This is a genomic window from Mucilaginibacter sp. CSA2-8R, assembly GCF_038806765.1.
Lineage (GTDB): Bacteria > Bacteroidota > Bacteroidia > Sphingobacteriales > Sphingobacteriaceae > Mucilaginibacter.
Genome location: NZ_CP152389.1, coordinates 3,954,813 through 3,974,219, shown reverse-complemented (window position 1 = coordinate 3,974,219; position 19,407 = coordinate 3,954,813). Strand labels below are relative to the sequence as shown.

Sequence of the window (19,407 nt, the reverse complement as noted above, 5' to 3'; positions counted from 1 at the left end):
AGGAGTTTAATTAAAAATCTTATTTGACTAATTTTTTAACTTATACAAATAATGCAAAAAGATACTGCTTTTGCAATGGGAAATCTCCGTTCCTATTTTAAGAAGTTTTTACGAATCAACTGGCTGTTTTTCATGAAATTAAGCGTTTGCTGCGGAGCGATATTGATTATCAGTTCATCTTTATTTGCCGCTACTCTAACTAATGCACAAAGCCTGCAGGGCACTAAGGTGCAGCTACACGTTAACCGTGAATCCCTCAAAGCCGCATTGCGTAAATTACAAGCGCAATCGGGCTTCAGCATCTTTTATCCTTCGGCGCGCGTTAACGCTGTAAAACAGGTAAACATTGATGCGCAGTCGCGCAGCGTAGCCGAAACCCTGGCACTATTGCTGGGGGGTACCGGTTTGGGCTACCACCAAGATGGTAACCGGATTATTATATCGCCACTCAAAGAAACCGAGGCTCCGGTTACTAAAACTGATGCGCCGGTTGTAGTTCGGGAGGTCGCCCAGACCATAAGGGTAACCGGTACGGTTAGGGATGAGCGTAACCAACCTATGCCCGGTGTAACTGTGCGCACCAAAGAGCGCAACCCGGTTACTGCCATCACCAATGCCGAAGGTTATTTTAGTTTAGAAGTGCCAGACGGGCAAAACGTATTGGTATTCTCTTTTATAGGCTATCAAACCCGCGAAGTGCCGGTTAAGGGTTCTGCGCCGTTAGATATCCGTTTACAACCGGCCGCCGGTTCTATAGATGAAGTGCAAGTGATTGGTTACAGCACAACTACGCGCCGTAACAACACAGGTTCGGTAAGTTCATTAACGTCTAAAGAGATTGAAAATCAGCCGGTATCTAACCCGCTGGCTGCACTGCAGGGCCGTCTGCCGGGCGTTCAGCTTACGCAAAATAATGGTTTACCGGGTAGTGGTTTCAGGGTACAAATCAGGGGTATTGGCTCATTTAACAGTGGGACACTGCCATTGTACCTTATTGATGGGGTGCCTTTTACTTTGTTTAACGGAAGCGTACCAGCAACGGATGGTTTAAATGCTTATGGCGTTAGCGGCGCTAACGGAGGAGAGATTAGTCCGCTAAGCATGATTAATCCGGATGATATTGAGCGCATCGACGTTTTAAAGGACGCGGATGCAACCGCTATTTATGGTTCTAAAGGTGCCAATGGCGTAGTGTTAATCACTACAAAAAAGGGCAAAGCAGGCAACACTAAATTTAACGTAAATTTTTACCAGGGAGCAGGCAAAATAGGGCATTTCATTGACATGCTCAGCACGCCTGACTATCTGGCCATGCGCCGGGCAGCTTTCGCAGCCTCGGGCGTTACCCCAACAACCGCCAACGCACCTGATTTGCTGGTGTGGGACCAGAATAACACGACTAACTGGCAAAAAGAATTGGTTGGAGGTACGGCACACACTACTAACGCCGATATTTCTATCTCTGGCGGCAGCGCGCAAAATACTTTTTTGTTCAGCTCTAATTACCGCCGCGAGGGTACTGTGTTTCCAGGCAGTTTTGGTGCTAACACTTTCTCAAACCGGTTAAATGCAGGTCACAAAAGTGCAGACCAAAAGTTTGGCATAGATCTGAGCGTAAATTATGGTTACATGCAAAATAACCTGATTAGTACCGATTTGTCTCAGTTGTACAACCTGCCTCCAAACTTGCCGCTTTACAATGCTGACGGTAGTTTGTACTGGAACCCGTCGTTTACCAACCCAATGGCATATTTGTTAAGGCCGACATCAAACGTAACCACCAACCTGATAGGTAATTTAAATGCCTATTATCAGTTGTTGCCTGGCCTGAGAGCTAAGGTTAACCTTGGCTACACGGCCACCGGTATTAAACAAACGCTGCAAACGCCATTAACTTCTTTAAACCCAGCAAGCGTTAATCTGGCCGCACCTACCAACAGGTTGCAGTATGCTAATAACACCAACAATAATTATATCATAGAGCCGCAACTGGAATACCAGCGCGAAGTATGGGGCGGTAATATTCAGGCTTTGGTAGGTGGTACCATTCAGCGTACCATTGCCGATGGTATCAATTTAATAGGAACAGGTTTTAGCAGTGATGCTTTAATTGGAAATATTAATAACGCCGCTGCCATTGTAAATAACGGAAGTAATAACTCAGATTATAAGTATGCTGCCATATTTGGGCGTTTAAATTATAACTGGGGCGGCAAATATTTGGTGGATGCCACTTACCGTAGAGATGGTTCGTCACGATTTGGTATCAATAATCGTTTCGGGAATTTTTGGGCGGTGGGCGCCGGCTGGATTTTCACCCAGGAATCGTGGATGAAAAATGTTTCGTGGCTGAGCTTCGGAAAGCTGCGCGGCAGTTATGGCTTAACCGGAAACGACCAAATTCAGAACTATCAATATAATCCGTATTTTAATACGACCGGTTCTGCCAACAGTTACCAGGGCCAGTCTATTGTTTATCCTTCTAACGTGCCAAATCCCGACTTGCATTGGGAAACCAACAAAAAACTGGATTTAGCCGTTGAATTGGGCTTTTTAAAAGACCGCATTTATGTTAAAGCAGATTATTTCCGCAACCGGTCGTCAGACCAGCTGGTGAACATTATTTTACCAACACAGGCGGGCTTTAACAGTTTTACCGCAAATTTCCCGGCCGTTTTGCAAAATCAGGGTTTCGAGTTTGAATTAAACTCTACCAACGTGCAAACCAAATTGTTTAGGTGGAGCACTAATATCAACTTAACCATTCTGCGCAACGAAATTCTCCAAATAAATAACCCGGCGCAGCTGTTTAACTCATCCAGCTACATTGTTGGTCAGCCAATAAATGCAATACAGTTATACAAGTTTACCGGTATAAATCCTGCTACAGGCGTGCCTACTTATCAGGATTTAAACGGCGATGGTGCCATTACATTTGGTGGCGATCGGGCTCCGGCACCGCTTGGGCATCCATATTATGGCGGTGTCAATAACAGCTTTAGCTATCGTGGTTTCGAGCTTAATGTGTTTTTTCAGTTTAACCACCGCATGGGATACCTTAACAACAGCTCATCTATACCGTACGGCTCGGGCATGACCAACCAAAATGTTACGGCGTTGCAACGCTGGATGAAACCGGGTGATAATACACAATATCCGGGAGCAACTACCGCTGGTACCACGCCTTACTTTAATTACAATTCGTCCGACGCCAACTGGGGGGATGCCTCTTTTATCAAATTAAAGACAGTTAGTATCAGTTACAATTTGCCGAAGGCCTGGGTTAAAACTATCGGATTTTCTAACCTGAACGTATTTGCGCGCGGCGAAAATTTACGCACCTGGGCTAAACAGAAATATACTTACGACCCCGAAACTACAGTTTCTGGAGCAGCTCCCGGACTTGGAACGGGCCAGTTTATCGCCATGCCCCAATTGCGTACCATGGTTTTAGGTCTTAACTGTTCATTCTAAAAAGCACATTCACATGAAAAATATTTATAACAAAATAAAGTTTTTAGCCACAGGTGTGATGCTACCGGCTATCATTTATACCACCGGATGTAAAAAATTGGTTGAACTGGATGCCCCTCAAAATAAAATAGAAGCAAGTACGGCCTACCAAACGGATGCGACAGCTACGGCTGCAGTGTTGGCTTTATACAATTATGGCATTTTTGGCAGCATGGCCCCTTTGCAGCAAGCCATCACTTTTTATGGCGGCGTTAGCAGCGACGAACTACATTTTAACCTCAATACCACACCTGAAATTGCAGAGATTGAGAACAATCAAATTTCTATAGGCAACACTACCAATGCTGGTTTTTGGGGAAATGCTTACTCAGAACTGCTGGTAGCTAACAGCGCTATTGCGGGTATTACTAAATCAACCACCTTATCGCCTGCTGTAAAGTCGCAGTTGTTAGGCGAAGCCAAGTTTTTTAGGGCCTGGGTTAACTTTTACCTAGTTAACTACTACGGGGGTGTGCCTTTAGTAGGGGAGGATCCTTTAACTAACGCATATTTACCACGGGCTTCTGCCGATGCCGTATGGACATCCATTATTGCCGATTTACGTGAGGCTCAGGGTCTGTTGCCGACAACTTATGTAGGCACATTAAGAAGCCGGGTAAACCAACTCGCCGCCACTGCCTTACTGGCGAGAGTGTACTTGTATCGTAAAGATTATGCCAATGCAGAAACGCAGTCTACACAGGTTATCAATTCGGGTACTTACACTTTGGCAACTACGCCTAACGTGTTTATTAACACTAGTAACGAAACCATTTTGCAATTTGCTACATTTTACGGCTTCTCCGGCTTTGTACAGTCATACCGTACATCACCAACGGCCACTCCGGGCACCTTACCAACATACACCCTTACCAGTAACATTGCTAATAGTTTTGAAGCCGGCGATAACCGTAAAACAAACTGGGTAGATTCGGCCACCAGCAGTTCTAAGTTTTATCGTATCAATAAGTACAAAGTTTATACGGCAGCTACCGCCGGGGCGGGTAATGAGTTTAACGTAGTGTTACGCCTGGCCGAGCAGTATTTGATAAGGGCCGAGGCCCGTGCGCAAACCGGTAATTTATCGGGCGCTGTGGCAGATATTAATGTTATACGGAACCGTGCAGGTTTGCCCAATTTAAGTGCTGGCAATAGTGCCACCTCAACGGCTTTGTTAAATGCTGCAGCACAGGAACGTAAGGTAGAGTTATTTGGTGAGTACGGGCATCGTTGGTTTGATTTGCTTAGAACCGGTCAGGCAAATGCTGTTTTAAGCAGATTAAAGCCATCTACGTGGAATGCGACACGCTCTTTATTGTTCCCGATACCCGATGTGCAACGCCAACAAAACCCAGCACTTACACAAAATCCTGGCTATTAATCAAATCATTATATAAAATAGGTAACGCTCATTAGTAATTAAACAATGATGAAAAATTATATTACAAAACTCGGTATGCTTGCTATGTTAGCAGCAGCCGGCCAGTGTGCAAATGCACAAACAGCCCCGGCCGATACTACCGCTAAAATGCTTAACCGCTTGGTTGCCTCAACTGATGCAGCCGATAAGGCCAGGCTGAATGCTAAACTGGTTTCGTTGGGTGCCAGTAACAAAGAGCAGGATTTGATAATGGCCGAGCAGTTTTACTATCGCTTAAAGAACAACAAGTCTATGGATTCTTTATATGCTGAGCAACTGAAGCGTTTTCCGACTGGTATTGCTGCCCGCAACAATGCTGAAAAGGCAGTATTTGATGCTAAAACCGGCGCAGCAAAAGAGGCAGCTTATTATAAGTGGATAAAAGATTTTCCGCCCGAAAAGTTTAAAACCGGGTCTATTGAAGATGGTGTAATTCATGATTATGCGGCTTCGGCGGTAGCGCAACAATATGCCGAAGAAAAAAATACGGCTAAAGCCATTGAGTTTATCAATAAGCTGCAGGCTGATTTTTGGAAAGGTAATGCTTACAGCGGATTGGCCGGAACCTTACGCAAGAACGGCGATTTAGCCAAGGCCGAGATCTACGCCCGTATGGCTATGGAAAACGCTTTTTCTTACATAGATGGTAAAAAAGGCGACAGCGGAGCTGCTAAATTTTCAGCATCAGGCTATCCAAGCCTTACCAGCACGTACGCAGATATTTTGTTTGAAAGAAAAAAATATGCTGAAGCCTTAAAGTATTCAGAAATTGCATTTAAGAATTCTACCACGCTTAACCCACGCCTTAACTATCGTTATGCACAAATACTAATGGGGCTTAATCGCAACCAGGAAGCTTATGATAAACTGGAGCCTGTAATAAAATCGGGTAGGGCCACGCCAGAAATGGTGGCAGTTTTTAAAACTTTATACCGTAAAGTAAAAGGCAGTGATGCCGGGTTTGATACCTACGCCGCTGCTATCCGCAAAAGCTATCTCGAAAACCTGAGCAAAACGCTTACCCGCGACATGGTAAAAGAGCAAGCCCCTAACTTTACGTTGACTGATTTAAACGGCAAGCAGGTGTCGTTGCAGGAACTGAGGGGTAAAGTAGTGGTGCTTGATTTTTGGGCAACCTGGTGCGGTCCGTGTAAGGCATCGTTCCCCGCTATGCAAATGGCCGTAAACAAGTATCAAGCGGATCCTAACGTGAAGTTTCTGTTTATCCATACCTGGGAGCGGGGCACCGAAACGCCCACTAAGGATGCAGCAGACTACATCAAAGGCAAAAAATACACCTTTGATGTGCTGATGGATTTGAAAGATGCTCAAACCAAAGAAAATAAAGTGGTAAGCAGTTACAAAGTAAACGGCATACCCGCCAAGTTCGTCATTGATGCTCAGGGTAACATTCGCTTTAAACTGACCGGTTTTGACGGCAGTGACGAAGCTGCAGTCGACGAATTATCCATGATGATTGACATGGCTAAAGCTAACACCTAAGGAGGAAGAGTAGAGTCGCTTATCGAGGGACTTTATTAACTGCTCTTTTTTTTGACGGAAAGAACACTCATAAATTTGATGATGACTATAACTGGTTTGCTGAAGGCCAGTTATAGTCTTTATGTGGCGTAAGCCTGGTAATAATGTTCTTAAGGGGGCATTTACCTTAATAATATACCCTACTTGCAGCAGTTAATGATTTTCTGTAAGTATCAAATGTTACCTCAGATTGGTCCCTTCTGTCTTACCACACGGCTTTTTCTGATGGTATAAGCTTGACCGCCGCCGAATACATAATAAGCATGGCATTACGGTGATCGTCTGCGTTCCGGTAAAAATCATTCCAAGTAATGGTTTTTCGCCATTTCTGCAAAAGCTTCAATCATCCCTGGAGGCGTGAGACGTGGAAGCGAATAGGTTATTGTACTGGGGTGTCTGCCAATTTTTTGATAAATTGTAATGCAATGGCACCCGAATAACGATCACATCAAATCGAAGCAAAATAAGCTGTTTCTTAAGTAAAAGTAAAGATTAAAAACGAGCGTCGTAGTAGGGTGTTTTAACTAATATAACAGCATTCAAGATTTGGAGTTACGTATTGTAATGCATTGTTGCACCGAACGGTTGGTGCCTTGTTTTATTTCCTGGCCTACCATTTCTTGTTATAAGAGGCGTATTAATTGAACTATATCCTTTATCGTGATTCTCTTAAAACGCAAAGTGGCTATTTGGATCTGCCTTGATCCCCAAGTGTTAATTATTGGTTTGATCTGCGAGTTAAGTATAAATGAGGAAAAGAGAGTTGCTAACGTCTTAATTTCAAGTCAGCGGGTTAGGATAATTATCACTTTGATCTTCTTGTGTATTATCCAAACACTGAAAATCTTTTTCAATCAGTAAATAAAAATGGGGAGTGCGATAATCAAATCCAACTCTGTCGGTATTTAACCATTCTTTACGCATGGTAGCAGGCATAAAGAAGGTAATTTTGTTCTGCTCAAAATTTACCCATAGCTCATCAGAAGCCGTAGCTTTTAAGGCATAGATCAATTGCGCACAGCCAAAATCGGTTATTTCTTCAAGGTAGCCGTCGCGGCCAAATTTTTCTACCTCCGAGCGGGTTAAACGGTAGCGTAGGGAATTGCCTTTAATACGTATTTTCATGCTTATGATTTAAGTCGGTTACTTGTCCTATAATTATGATAGATGGATAGGTTAACTGATGTGTTTCGGCCAGCGCAGGCATGTTTTTAATAAATCCCCTCACAGATTTTTGCTGCGGCAGCGATGCATGCTGTATAACAGCCGCTGGTGTGTCACCGCGGCCGGCTTGTATATAAGTGTCTGCAATAACAGTTAGTTGTTTCATACCCATATAAATAACAACCGTGGCATTACTTTGCATAGCCAGCCGCAAATCGGCTGACAACGTTCCATCTTTTTTGGTGCCGGTTACCATCCACACCCCCTCACTTACAGCACGGTGCGTTAGCGGAATATCTTCAAAGCCGGAAGCTTGCATACTGGTGATGCCCGGCACAAAAGTGGTTTTAATACCTTGGCTGCGGGCATATACAATTTCTTCAAAGCCGCGGCCAAAAATAAAAGGGTCGCCCCCTTTGAGTCTTACTACCGAGCCGTAGGTGTAAGCATATTTTTTAATCAACTCATTAATTTCTTCCTGCGACGCATAGCGTTCGTAGGGGCGCTTGCCAACATACACCTTTTCGCAGGTGGGCTTGGTATAACTAAGTAACTGCTGATTGGCCAAATTATCATATAATACAGCATCAGCTTGCTGTAGCAGCCTGTACCCCTTCATAGTAATTAATTCCGGATCGCCAGGGCCAGCCCCTAATACAATCAGTTCTGGAATTACTGAATTTTGTGAAGAATTACAATGAATTTCGTCCATTTATTGATGTTAGTTATTAAAAGTACTGTAAAATTATATAGTTTAATCGTTTGAAAGTGTTTAAATCATAAAAAAGTATTAAAAAAATAGTTCATGTAGATTTATATATTACATAAATCATAAAAATTAGCTTATAAGTATGTATTTATATCTGAAATGTTGGATAATATGAAGTCATTTAGTTATAATTGTTGAAACGATTACGCTTTCGGTCGCAAATTGAAAGCATGATCTGATATAATTGCTTTAACAAATTAAAATAACCATATGAAACCCACTATTGTAGTGGTAGGAAATGGCATGGTTGGCTACAAGTTTTGCGAAAAACTTGTAGCTAAGTCATCAGCTTACCAAATTATTGTATTTGGCGAAGAGCCTCGCAGGGCTTATGATCGCGTACACTTAAGCGAATATTTTGCAGGTAAAACAGCTGAAGACCTCTCCATGTCTCCGGCATTATGGTATGCCGAAAAAGGTATCGAGCTTTATCTGGGCGACGCCGTGCAGGAAATTAACCTGAACCAAAAAACAGTACACGCCCAAAGCAGACGGGTAGTGCATTACGATTACTTAGTGCTGGCTACCGGCTCGGGTGCCTTTGTACCCGACATTCCGGGTGTCGAAAAGCAGGGCGTATTTGTATACCGTACCATCGAAGACCTTGACCGCATGCAAGCGTATGCCGGCAACGCTAAAAGCGGTGTAGTAATGGGCGGAGGCCTGTTAGGTCTGGAAGCTGCCAAGGCGCTAATTGATTTAGGTATTGAACAAACCCATGTTATTGAGTTTGCCCCCCGCCTGATGCCGCGGCAAATTGATGCCGCCGGCAGTGCCATGCTGCAAGCAAAGCTGAGCCGGTTAGGATTGCAAATTCATTTGAATAAAAGCACTGTTGTGATTGAGGGCGACGGTCAGATCACCGGTTTGCGCTTTAACGATAATAGCCTGCTTGAAACCGATATGTTGGTTATTTCGGCAGGTATACGCCCGCGCGACGAACTGGCTCGTTTAGCGGGACTGGAGGTTGGCACCCGCGGTGGTATTGTGGTTAATGCCCAAATGCAAACCAGCAACCCTTATGTTTTTGCTATTGGCGAATGTGCCCTTCACGATGGCATGATTTACGGGCTGGTTGCCCCCGGATATGAAATGGCCGAGGTGGTGGTAGCCCAGCTGGCCGGTGCCGAAAAAACTTTTAACGGTTTTGACATGAGCACCAAACTTAAACTGATTGGTGTGGATGTGGCCAGCTTTGGTGATGCCTTTATCAGCGAGCCCGACTGCCGCACCATTGTTTTTGAAGATACCTATAATGGCATTTACAAACGCGTAAACATTAGTAATGATGGTAAACAGTTGCTGGGTGGCATCCTGATTGGTGATGCCGAAGCCTACAACATGCTGCTGCAAACCGTTAACAATAAAATTGCCCTTCCCCCTAATCCCGAAGATATTATTTTAGGTGCCCGCGGCGGCGAACAAGCCGAAGGCGCCGGTGTGATGAGCCTGCCCGATGATGCATTGATTTGCTCGTGCGAGGCCGTGAGCAAAGGAGACATTTGCTGCTCAGTAAACGACGGCGCTCTAAACTTGGACGCCATTAAGAAATGTACCAAGGCCGGTACCGGTTGTGGTGGCTGTGTACCTATGGTAAAAGACCTGATTACCGGCACGCTCAAAGCCAATGGCCAGTACGTTAAAAACGTGATTTGCGAGCATTTTGATTATTCGCGCCAGGAGTTGTTTGACCTGATTAAGGTAAACCAGCTGCGCAACTACGACCTCGTGCTCGACCATTACGGGAAAGGCGATGGATGCGAGGTGTGTAAACCACTGGTAGCTAGTATACTGTCAAGCCTGTGGAATGAGTTGGTCGTTAAGCAGGACACGATTCAAGACAGTAACGACCGCTATTTGGCCAACATCCAAAAAGGCGGTACGTACTCGGTAGTACCGCGCATTCCGGGCGGCGAAATTACCCCCGAAAAACTGATTGTGATTGGTCAGGTAGCTCAAAAATACGGACTGTACACCAAAATAACCGGCGGCCAGCGTATCGATTTATTCGGCGCCCATGTAAGCAACCTTCCCGATATTTGGGAGGAGCTGATTAATGCCGGGTTTGAGAGTGGCCAAGCCTACGGCAAATCCTTGCGTACCGTTAAAAGCTGCGTGGGCAGTACCTGGTGTCGTTTCGGTTTACATGATAGCGTGTCATTTGCCATCGAGATTGAAGACCGTTACAAAGGCGTGCGCTCTCCGCATAAATTAAAAGGCGGCGTTAGCGGTTGCATTCGTGAGTGTGCCGAGGCGCAGGCTAAAGATTTTGGCATCATTGCCACCGAAAAAGGCTGGAACTTGTATGTATGCGGCAACGGCGGTTCGAAGCCGCAGCATGCCCAGCTTTTAGCGGCCGATATTGACAGCAAGACCTGCATCCAGTATCTCGACCGCTTCTTGATGTTTTACATCAAAACGGCCGACCCGCTTACCCGCACGGCCACCTGGCTTAATAAACTGGATGGCGGCATGAGCTACCTTAAAAACGTAGTGGTGAATGATAGCCTGGGCATTGCTGCCCAGTTGGAAGACGAGATGCAGTTACTGGTAGACAGTTTCCATTGCGAGTGGAAAGAAGTGGTCAACAACCCGCAACTGCGCAAGCGTTTTAGCCACTTTGTAAATGCCCCTACTGAAAAAGACCCGAACGTAAAGTTTCAAAGCATGCGCCAGCAGCTTAAAGCCGACTGGTAATTATCTAAACATCAACAAAAAGCAAATACAATGGAAGTTTTAACCGATTTAGAATGGGTGCTGGCCTGTTATGCCGATGATGTGCCCGAAAACGGCGGCGCCTGCATGAAACACGGCAGTGAGCAAATTGCCATCTACAACTTTAGCCGCCGCGGCGAGTGGTATGCTACCCAAAACCTTTGCCCGCATAAACAGCAAATGGTATTGTCGCGCGGGATGATTGGCAGCACTGGTGAAAGCTGCGAACCCAAGGTGGCTTGTCCTTTCCACAAAAAAACATTCTCGTTACTATCAGGCGAATGCCTGTCAGGCGATGACTACCAGATTAAAACCTACCCGGTAAAAGTGGTTGACGGCAAAGTGTACGTAGGTATTGGTCAGTAACCACTTAGCGCCGCCATCCCAGAATAAAAAAGCCCCGCCGGAAGGTCGCAATTCCCGGACGGGGTAATAAGTTTTTAATTGCTTTAACAAATTAAAAAACCGGACAAATGTACAAAAATACATCAAACCCTTGCACTGCTGTATTGATGGGTTTAAACAACAACGCCGTCACCATTGCTCGCAAAATACTTGTCCGCATTTATTCTCCCTATTCCCTCAATTATTAAATTTCTTAAACTCTTCAACTCACATGGAAAATCAACTCACGCGGCTCAATATATTGTCGGTAAAGGGCATACAAATGCGCACTTTTCATATTACGTGGCTCATGTTTTTTGTTTGCTTTTTTGGCTGGTTCGGGCTGGCACCCCTAATGCCTACTATACGTACCGAACTGGCATTAACCAAGGCCCAAATCGGTAACATCATTATTGGGTCTGTTGGCTCTACCATCATAGCCCGTTTGGTTATCGGCAGGCTATGCGATAGCTGGGGGCCGCGCAAAACCGCCGTTAGGCTGCTGTTGGTGGGCTCCTTGCCTGTGTTTTTAGTGGGGTTGGCACATAGCTATACCACCTTTTTGTTGTTTCGGATGGCTATCGGTGTTATCGGGGCCTCTTTTGTGATTACGCAGTTTCACACCTCCATGATGTTTGCACCCAACATTAAGGGTACGGCCAATGCCGTTACCGGCGGTTGGGGCAACCTTGGCGGCGGTGTAACTAATATGGTAATGCCCTTAATTTTTGCTGCTATTGTGAGCTTCGGGTATACGCCTGCACAAGCCTGGCGCTACGCCATGATTGTACCTGGCGTAATGATGCTGGGGATTGCCTGGTTGTACTATAAATATACTACCGATACCCCGAACGGTAATTACGACCAAGTCGGCTACACCGCCAAAAACACTAAAACCGACTGGAGCGTGCTAGCCGACTGGCGCGTTTGGGCTTTAGCCCTGGCCTACGCTATGTGTTTTGGGATGGAAGTAACGTTTGATAATGTAGCCTCATTGCACTTTGTAGATACCTTTAAACTATCGCAAAGCTCTGCCGGTTTTTGGGCAGGCATTTTTGGCTTCATGAATATTTTTGCCCGCGCTCTGGGTGGCCTCGTGTCCGACAAGATTGGCAAAAAGTACGGTATGCGTGGCAAAGGCTTACTACTTGCCGGTGTGTTATTGCTCGAAGGATTAGGTCTGTTACTGTTTGCCCAGGCAGGTACTTTAGTAGCAGCTATTACAGCTATGCTAACCTTTGCTTTATTCCTCAAAATGTCTAACGGGGCTACTTACGGTATCGTTCCGTTCGTTAATCAAAAAAATGTGGGCCTGGTGAGCGGCATTGTAGGGGCTGGTGGAAATTTGGGCGGTATGCTTTTTGGCTTCCTGTTTAAATCGAGCACTATCAGTTATGCCGAGGCTTTCACCTACATAGGTTACACCGTGCTTGCAGTAGCTGTAATTGTGCTTATTACCCGTTTTAAGCGCGAACCTGAGGGTACTACACAAGTGGCGGCATCAGTTAGTATGGCATAATTACCTACCTCTCGTTTAACTCATCCCATGCAAACACCCGGAAAGCATAATCAAGCCTACACCTCAACCTGCTGTTACTGCGGGGTGGGATGTGGTGTTATTGTGAAAAAGGAAAAAAACGGCAGCATTACCGTTGAAGGGAACAAAGATTATCCGGTAAACAAAGGGATGCTGTGCAGTAAGGGACTGAACCTGCATTACACTGTAAACGATAAAACCGACCGGCTGCTTTATCCCCAAATGCGTTATAATAAGAGTATGCCTCTGCAACGCGTAACCTGGGATGCTGCCTTAGAACGAACCGCTGCTGTTTTTAAAACCTTTATTGAAAAATACGGGCCGGATTCTGTTGCGTTTTATGCTTCGGGGCAATGTTTAACTGAGGAATATTATGTGGTGAACAAACTCATGAAAGGGTTTATTGGCAGTAATAACATTGATACTAATTCGCGCTTATGCATGAGCAGCGCGGTAGCTGCTTATAAGTTAGCTTTGGGCGAAGATACCGTGCCGGTGTGTTATGATGATATTGAACTGGCTGATTGCTTTTTGGTCACCGGCGCCAACCCGGCCTGGTGCCATCCTATTTTGTGGAGACGGGTAGAAGCGCACAAAGCATCCAATCCTCACGTAAAAATTATAGTGGTTGACCCGCGGGCCACCGATACCTGTAGCGCGGCCGACCTGCACCTGCAAATTAACCCTGGCACCGACATAACGCTTAACCACGCAATAGGCCGGTTACTAATTGAAAACGGAGACATTGATATTGATTTCATCCGTAACCATGCCGAAGGATTTGCTGACTACAGCGAACTGGCTTTTAAACGCACCCTTACCGAAGCCGCACAGATTTGCGGTGTAAGCGAAAGCGATATACAACTGGCGGCCACTTACATTGGCGAGGCCAAAGGTTTTATCAGCATGTGGACCATGGGGCTAAACCAAAGCTCAGTAGGTGTCAATAAAAATTTGAGCCTCATCAACCTCAACCTTATTACCGGCCATATTGGTAAACCTGGCTCGGGCCCGCTATCATTAACCGGTCAGCCCAACGCTATGGGTGGGCGCGAGGTAGGCGGCTTATCAAACTTGTTGCCTGCGCATCGCGATTTGAAGAATCCGGTGCATCGGGCCGAGGTACAAAAGTTTTGGAACAGCAAGCCCATTAATCCTGAGCCGGGACTAACAGCTACCGAAATGTTTGAAGCGCTGGAAAGTGGTAAGCTTAAAGCCATTTGGATTATGTGCACCAATCCGCTTACCAGTTTACCCAATGTGCGGCTCGTCGAGCGGGCGTTTAAAAAAGCCAAATTTGTGGTGGTGCAGGAAATCAGTAATAAGCCCGAAACACTGGCCTATGCCGATGTGATTTTACCTGCCGCCGCCTGGGCCGAAAAAGAAGGCACCATGACCAACTCCGAGCGTCGCATCAGTTACCTGCATAAAGTAGTTGATCCGCCCGGCGAAGCCCTGCCCGATGCTGAAATTATTTGCCGCTTTGCACAAAAAATGGGTTACCGGGGGTTTGACTTTAAAGATACTGCCGCCATCTATGCCGAACATGTAAGGCTTACGGCCCACACCCATATTGAGGCTACGGGCGTAAGCTATGAGGTATTGAGAGAGCACAAATCGGTACAATGGCCTTTTAAAAAACGCAATCGCACGGTGGGTACGCCCCGGTTGTTCATCAATAGAAAATTCTACACGCCATCAGGCAAAGCTATCATCCATGCGGTGCCCGATGCGCTGAAGAGTGAGCTGCCCGATACCGACTATCCTTTTATCCTTACCACCGGCCGCATACGCGACCAGTGGCATACCATGAGCAAAACCGGCAAGGTAAACAAGCTGAACCAGCATTTAAGCGAGTCGTTTGTGGAAGTAAACCCGCACGATGCTCTTGCTTTACAGGTAAAAGACGGTGATATAATGATGGTGAGATCGCGCAGGGGAGAAGTTCAGGTAAAAGCCAAAATCACCTCCTCTATTAAGCAAGGTGTGCTTTTTATACCCATGCACTGGGGTAAATTATTAGGTAACGATTTGCACCGGGTCAACAATTTGACCAACGACGTACTCGATCCTGTATCTAAAGAACCCGATTTTAAATACTGTGCGGTGAGCCTGCAAAAATACGAAAAGCCTTTTCAGCGCATCGTCATTATCGGGGCGGGAGCAGGGGCTTATGGCTTTGTAAAATCATACCGGGAGATAAACCGGCGTGATCGCATTACTATTTTTAGTAAAGAAGATTTTCCGTTTTACAACCGTGTAATGCTGCCCGATTACATTAGCGGCGAACAGCAATGGGACCAGTTGGTTAAAATGAAGGATGAGGAAGAGCCACAATACAAAATAAACCTGCTACGTGGTGTAAGTGTAGAAAAAGTAAACCGGAAAAAAAAGCAGGTAACCGATTCGCGCGGCGTAGTAACACCTTATGATATTTTAATTATGGCTACTGGCAGCCGGGCTGCTGTGCCGCGCAATCTGCCAGCGTTACCTGGTATTTTTTCGATGCGCAGCCGCACCGATGCTGATAACTTTAAGAAGCATACGTCTAAAAATAGTCACGTAGTTATTGTGGGCGGTGGTTTGCTGGGCCTAGAAATGGCGGCTTCGCTACGCGAGATAGGGATAAAAATCACGATCATTCAGCGTACATCAGCTTTTTTAAACCGACAATTAGATGCGCTGGGCAGCCAGCTGCTTCACGAAGAAATGGTAGACCAAGGCTGCGATATCTATTATAATGATGAGGTTCAGCTGCATTACGGGCGTAACAAACTTACCGGGGTTGGCCTGGCAAGCGGCCGTAAAATTAACTGCGATGCCATGATTATTGCGATAGGTACCACACCCAACCTCGAGTTGGCACGCAATTGCGGGCTGGAGTGCAAACGTGGGGTTATCGTAAATGAACGCCTGCAAACCAGTGATCCCGATATTCATGCCATCGGCGAAATTGCTGAGTTTAAGGGCACGCTGTATGGCATAACGGCCGCTGCAGAGCAGCAGGCTTCCATTGTTGCCGCGTACATGAACGGTAATGTAGGCAGCTACTACCAGGGCAGCGTATTTATGAACATCATCAAAATACATGGGTTTGACCTGTGTAGTATTGGCCTGCCCGAATGCCCCGACGATCCTGAATACGAAGAAGTGGTGTTTATTGACAAAGCTAAGCGCTATTATAAAAAATGCATCATTCATCAGGATAAGCTGGTAGGCACTATCCTGATTGGCGACAAAAGCGAGTTTTTGGAATTTAAAGAGCTCATTGCTAACAAAACCGAACTGAGCGAAAAACGCCTGCAATTATTACGTAGCGGTGCTAAGGCCAGTCCGGTGTTAGGCAAACTGGTATGCAGTTGTAACAATGTGGGTAGCCAAAACATCCTCAACAAAATAAACGCGGGCTGCGATAATATAAAAGACCTGTGTACGGCATCAGGTGCGGGTATGGGTTGTGGGTCTTGCCGCCCCGAGGTGAAGCGTCTGCTTGAGGTAGAACTTAAAAAGATAACCGCATGAGTACGCAGCATGTCATTAAAATAAACCTCCCTGGCGGTTATGTATCAGCAGGCGATTTGTACGAGATGCTGGTTATAGCCGAAGAGGCTGGTGCGGTTGATGTGCGTTTTGGCAACCGGCAGCAACTTTATTTTACGGTTGATGCCGCCATGCTCGAAAGCTTGGAAACCGACATGCTGCGTGCCGGAACTGACTATGAACTGGATGCAGACGAATACCCTAACATTATCAGCTCCTATGTATGCGATAGTGTTTTTTCGCAAGACAGCTGGTTACGTGAGGGCGTGTATCGCGACATTTTTGATCTGTTTAATTATAAACCTTGTCTTAAAATTAATGTGGTAGACAGGCATCAAACCTTTGTGCCATTTTTTAGTGGCAACTTCAACTTCATCAGTTCGGAGGTGAGTAATTACTGGTATTGGCATATCCGTTTTCCTAAAACAAGTAAATTTTATTGCTGGCCTGCACTTATCTACTCGGAAGACATACCACTGGTGAGCCAGCTTGCTGAAAAGCTGATACAGCAACATAAAGGCTTGTTTTATGATAAGCCATATGCGGATGAGCAGTTGTTTTACCAAATGCTATCCAAGCATCTCGATGTATCAACCCAACCAATTGCCGAGCCGCTGCAACTGCCCGAGTTTTATTTACCCTATTATGAAGGTTTTAATCAGTATACCAACAAATACTGGCTGGGCATATATCGCCGCAACGAACTGTTTGACATCAGTTTTCTGAAGGAAGCATGCAGCCTGTGCATCCAAAGTAGGATCGGACAGCTGTACACTACTCCATGGAAATCTTTGATCATCAAAGGTATTGAAACGGTACAGCGCGCAGATTGGGGCCTGCTTCTCGATAAATACCGCCTCAACATCAGGCATGCCTCTAACGAACTCAACTGGCAGGTAGAAGACCTCAGTGCTGAGGGGCTTGCCCTGAAGCGACAATTAGTCCGTGAGTTTGAGGAAGCCGATTTGCGCACCTACCGGATGAGTTTTGTAATAAAAACACGGCCTAAAACCGGTTTAATGGGTTCCGTAATTATCAAAGCCCATCCCTCGGGCACTTTTGAATTGCTGCACACGCTCAACTTCAATCCAAACTCGAAAGATTATACAAGTCACAAAAAGAAGGTTAAGCGTAACGTTTTAACAGCAGAACTAATAAAGCTGTGTGATATTTTTTACGATGTGGCGCTAAATAGCAAATCGAATGTAGCTGCTGCCCAAGACGATCAAGAATTTGATACGGGTTTAACTAGTGATATTTACAGTTGCAGGCATTGTAAAACATACTATGACCCACATTATGGAGATGAGTTTAATAATATACCAGCCGGTACAAGATTTGACCAGATCACTGATGCTTACATCTGTTCGGTTTGCTCAGCCACAAAGTCTTCTTTTATGAAGATAGAATTTTGATTCTGCTGATTAAGCAAATTACCGGTTGAATCAATGAACGCATACCGAGTCGCGTCTTGTTAATAAGTTGACATTGCCACGTGCGGAATAATGGATGGAATTTAAGTTTTGGCTTAAAAGCCGCTCTTGAACAATATTTTTAAACCTTTCAAATTAGTGCTCACCAGGTTTTTAACTGATTGACTATAGTTGACTTACTCAGATGTAAGCGTTTTTAATTAAATAAGCGTCTTAACGTCAGACGTAGATATTGAATATGCATTCATTTATCAAATTGCTGAACAAATATAGAATTGAATAAGTTTGTAAATTATGTTTTACTTCTTTAACAAGCCGTCTCACACCCTGCCTAAAGAAGATCAAAGAATTTAAGATACCCGTCAATATCAGTAAACCCAAATTTGAGATGACGGCCAAAAAAAGCATGGAAACCGACAGCCTCGCTTCAGGTAATTTCAACTTGCTGGTCTCTATCTGAGCGACTTCGTGGCGAAAGGGTAAATGACTGCAAAATTCAACATAGTTTACCGGGTATTAGTAACCGTTTGACGTGTAATGTAGATAATTAATATGAGTGCCAAATAAGGCTCTTACGCTATCAATAGACGCAAAGTTTATCCGCAATCCATACATGATTTTTCAATCCACTGCATATTGCAGTGGATGTCCGGCAGCCTGTATCGCGGACTCGTTACGCTTAGTAAATTGAAGGTCGTGTTCATTATTGAACGCTATACTCAGCGCCTGCTCATTGCTATAAAAAAATGGTGACGAGTTCATTTTCCATTCCCGATATCTGTCGTTCGATGATGAGGTCCTCTTTGAGCACATAGTAGTGTGTGGTGATCTAAAGTTCCGCATCGAAAAATAGTCTGCGGATGTAGCCGTGGCCCAAGTATTCAGGGGGCGTTAGTACATCTCCCTTTAACTTCACTAAACCAGCCAAAAATTAGGTTGTAAAAAGAATGTTATCCTAAATAAAAAATCCGTTCAATAGAAGAATTAGCAGGGCGTTTCCATACTCAATTGTGGCACTGCTCATCCTTTCTACAATTTACTTAACTACTTTGAACCGAGCTAAAAAATGATGTCTTTCAGGATAAAGTTTCACACTCGTTAATGAAATAATCGGTAAGGCATATTCCATCGCGTAATCAACCATCTGTTCAAATTTTTGCTTATTCGTCTCAACTTACCGAAGTGTCTGTAGATAATTTTTTTTATAAAATATTGATATTTAAATATTTATGTTTTATGATTTGATCTAAACTTAATAGTGATTCATTTAAGAGATAGCATATTTCATGATATATAAGCGATATTTGATTAGTGACCCCGCTATAAAATATAAATACCATCGCAGATATCATTATAGCTCTTTACAAACGATAAAGAGCTTTCGCTGCAA

General features: G+C 44.9%; 10 protein-coding genes. 8 read left to right on the top strand and 2 right to left on the bottom strand.

Annotation, left to right across the window (positions count from 1 at the left end; all coding sequences use genetic code 11):
• The first annotated feature begins 75 nt into the window (after positions 1-75).
• The 3 genes from AAGR14_RS16985 to AAGR14_RS16975 are packed head-to-tail and all read left to right on the top strand — an operon-like array spanning position 76 to position 6,436.
• On the top strand, positions 76-3,474 hold the full coding sequence (locus AAGR14_RS16985; protein WP_342645431.1) for a TonB-dependent receptor: 3,399 nt from the start codon (positions 76-78) through the stop codon (positions 3,472-3,474).
• Positions 3,475-3,487: 13 nt separating this feature from the next.
• The gene (locus AAGR14_RS16980) at positions 3,488-4,894 is read left to right on the top strand and encodes a RagB/SusD family nutrient uptake outer membrane protein (protein WP_342645430.1); all 1,407 of its coding nucleotides are present in this window, start codon (positions 3,488-3,490) and stop codon (positions 4,892-4,894) included.
• Positions 4,895-4,939: 45 nt separating this feature from the next.
• Positions 4,940-6,436: a TlpA disulfide reductase family protein gene (locus AAGR14_RS16975; protein ID WP_342645429.1), complete on the top strand. Its 1,497-nt coding sequence runs from the start codon at positions 4,940-4,942 to the stop codon at positions 6,434-6,436.
• Between the two features lie 819 nt (positions 6,437-7,255).
• On the opposite strand, the gene AAGR14_RS16970 is transcribed toward AAGR14_RS16975, so the two are convergent.
• Both AAGR14_RS16970 and cobA read right to left on the bottom strand, forming a co-directional pair.
• Entirely contained in the window at positions 7,256-7,600 is a 345-nt protein-coding gene (locus tag AAGR14_RS16970; protein WP_342645428.1) for a hypothetical protein, read from the bottom strand.
• A complete protein-coding gene (gene cobA, locus AAGR14_RS16965) occupies positions 7,584-8,351 on the bottom strand; it encodes a uroporphyrinogen-III C-methyltransferase (protein ID WP_342645427.1) in 768 nt (255 codons plus the stop codon). Before cobA ends, AAGR14_RS16970 begins: the two co-directional genes overlap by 17 nt.
• Positions 8,352-8,618: 267 nt before the next feature.
• Between cobA and nirB the strand changes: the two genes are divergently transcribed.
• From nirB to AAGR14_RS16940, 5 genes are all read left to right on the top strand, one after another.
• Positions 8,619-11,105, top strand: a complete 2,487-nt coding sequence (gene nirB, locus AAGR14_RS16960; RefSeq protein WP_342645426.1) for a nitrite reductase large subunit NirB — start codon at positions 8,619-8,621, stop codon at positions 11,103-11,105.
• Between the two features lie 30 nt (positions 11,106-11,135).
• Positions 11,136-11,489: a nitrite reductase small subunit NirD gene (gene nirD / locus AAGR14_RS16955; RefSeq protein ID WP_342645425.1), complete on the top strand. Its 354-nt coding sequence runs from the start codon at positions 11,136-11,138 to the stop codon at positions 11,487-11,489.
• Between the two features lie 250 nt (positions 11,490-11,739).
• Positions 11,740-13,026, top strand: a complete 1,287-nt coding sequence (locus AAGR14_RS16950; protein WP_342645424.1) for an MFS transporter — start codon at positions 11,740-11,742, stop codon at positions 13,024-13,026.
• Between the two features lie 27 nt (positions 13,027-13,053).
• Positions 13,054-16,566 (top strand): molybdopterin-dependent oxidoreductase, encoded by a 3,513-nt coding sequence (locus tag AAGR14_RS16945; protein WP_342645423.1) that lies wholly within the window; start codon positions 13,054-13,056, stop codon positions 16,564-16,566.
• Positions 16,563-17,999 (top strand): rubredoxin, encoded by a 1,437-nt coding sequence (locus AAGR14_RS16940; protein WP_342645422.1) that lies wholly within the window; start codon positions 16,563-16,565, stop codon positions 17,997-17,999. The genes AAGR14_RS16945 and AAGR14_RS16940 overlap by 4 nt, the downstream gene beginning before the upstream one ends.
• The last annotated feature ends 1,408 nt before the right edge of the window (positions 18,000-19,407 follow it).

What these genes read in the sequence shown, in the direction of transcription:
- AAGR14_RS16985 (WP_342645431.1), top strand. Translation starts at nt 76, where the DNA reads ATGGGAAATCTCCGTTCCTATTTTAAGAAGTTTTTACGAATCAACTGG.
- AAGR14_RS16980 (WP_342645430.1), top strand. Translation starts at nt 3,488, where the DNA reads ATGAAAAATATTTATAACAAAATAAAGTTTTTAGCCACAGGTGTGATG.
- AAGR14_RS16975 (WP_342645429.1), top strand. Translation starts at nt 4,940, where the DNA reads ATGATGAAAAATTATATTACAAAACTCGGTATGCTTGCTATGTTAGCA.
- AAGR14_RS16970 (WP_342645428.1), bottom strand. Translation starts at nt 7,600, where the DNA reads ATGAAAATACGTATTAAAGGCAATTCCCTACGCTACCGTTTAACCCGC.
- cobA (WP_342645427.1), bottom strand. Translation starts at nt 8,351, where the DNA reads ATGGACGAAATTCATTGTAATTCTTCACAAAATTCAGTAATTCCAGAA.
- nirB (WP_342645426.1), top strand. Translation starts at nt 8,619, where the DNA reads ATGAAACCCACTATTGTAGTGGTAGGAAATGGCATGGTTGGCTACAAG.
- nirD (WP_342645425.1), top strand. Translation starts at nt 11,136, where the DNA reads ATGGAAGTTTTAACCGATTTAGAATGGGTGCTGGCCTGTTATGCCGAT.
- AAGR14_RS16950 (WP_342645424.1), top strand. Translation starts at nt 11,740, where the DNA reads ATGGAAAATCAACTCACGCGGCTCAATATATTGTCGGTAAAGGGCATA.
- AAGR14_RS16945 (WP_342645423.1), top strand. Translation starts at nt 13,054, where the DNA reads ATGCAAACACCCGGAAAGCATAATCAAGCCTACACCTCAACCTGCTGT.
- AAGR14_RS16940 (WP_342645422.1), top strand. Translation starts at nt 16,563, where the DNA reads ATGAGTACGCAGCATGTCATTAAAATAAACCTCCCTGGCGGTTATGTA.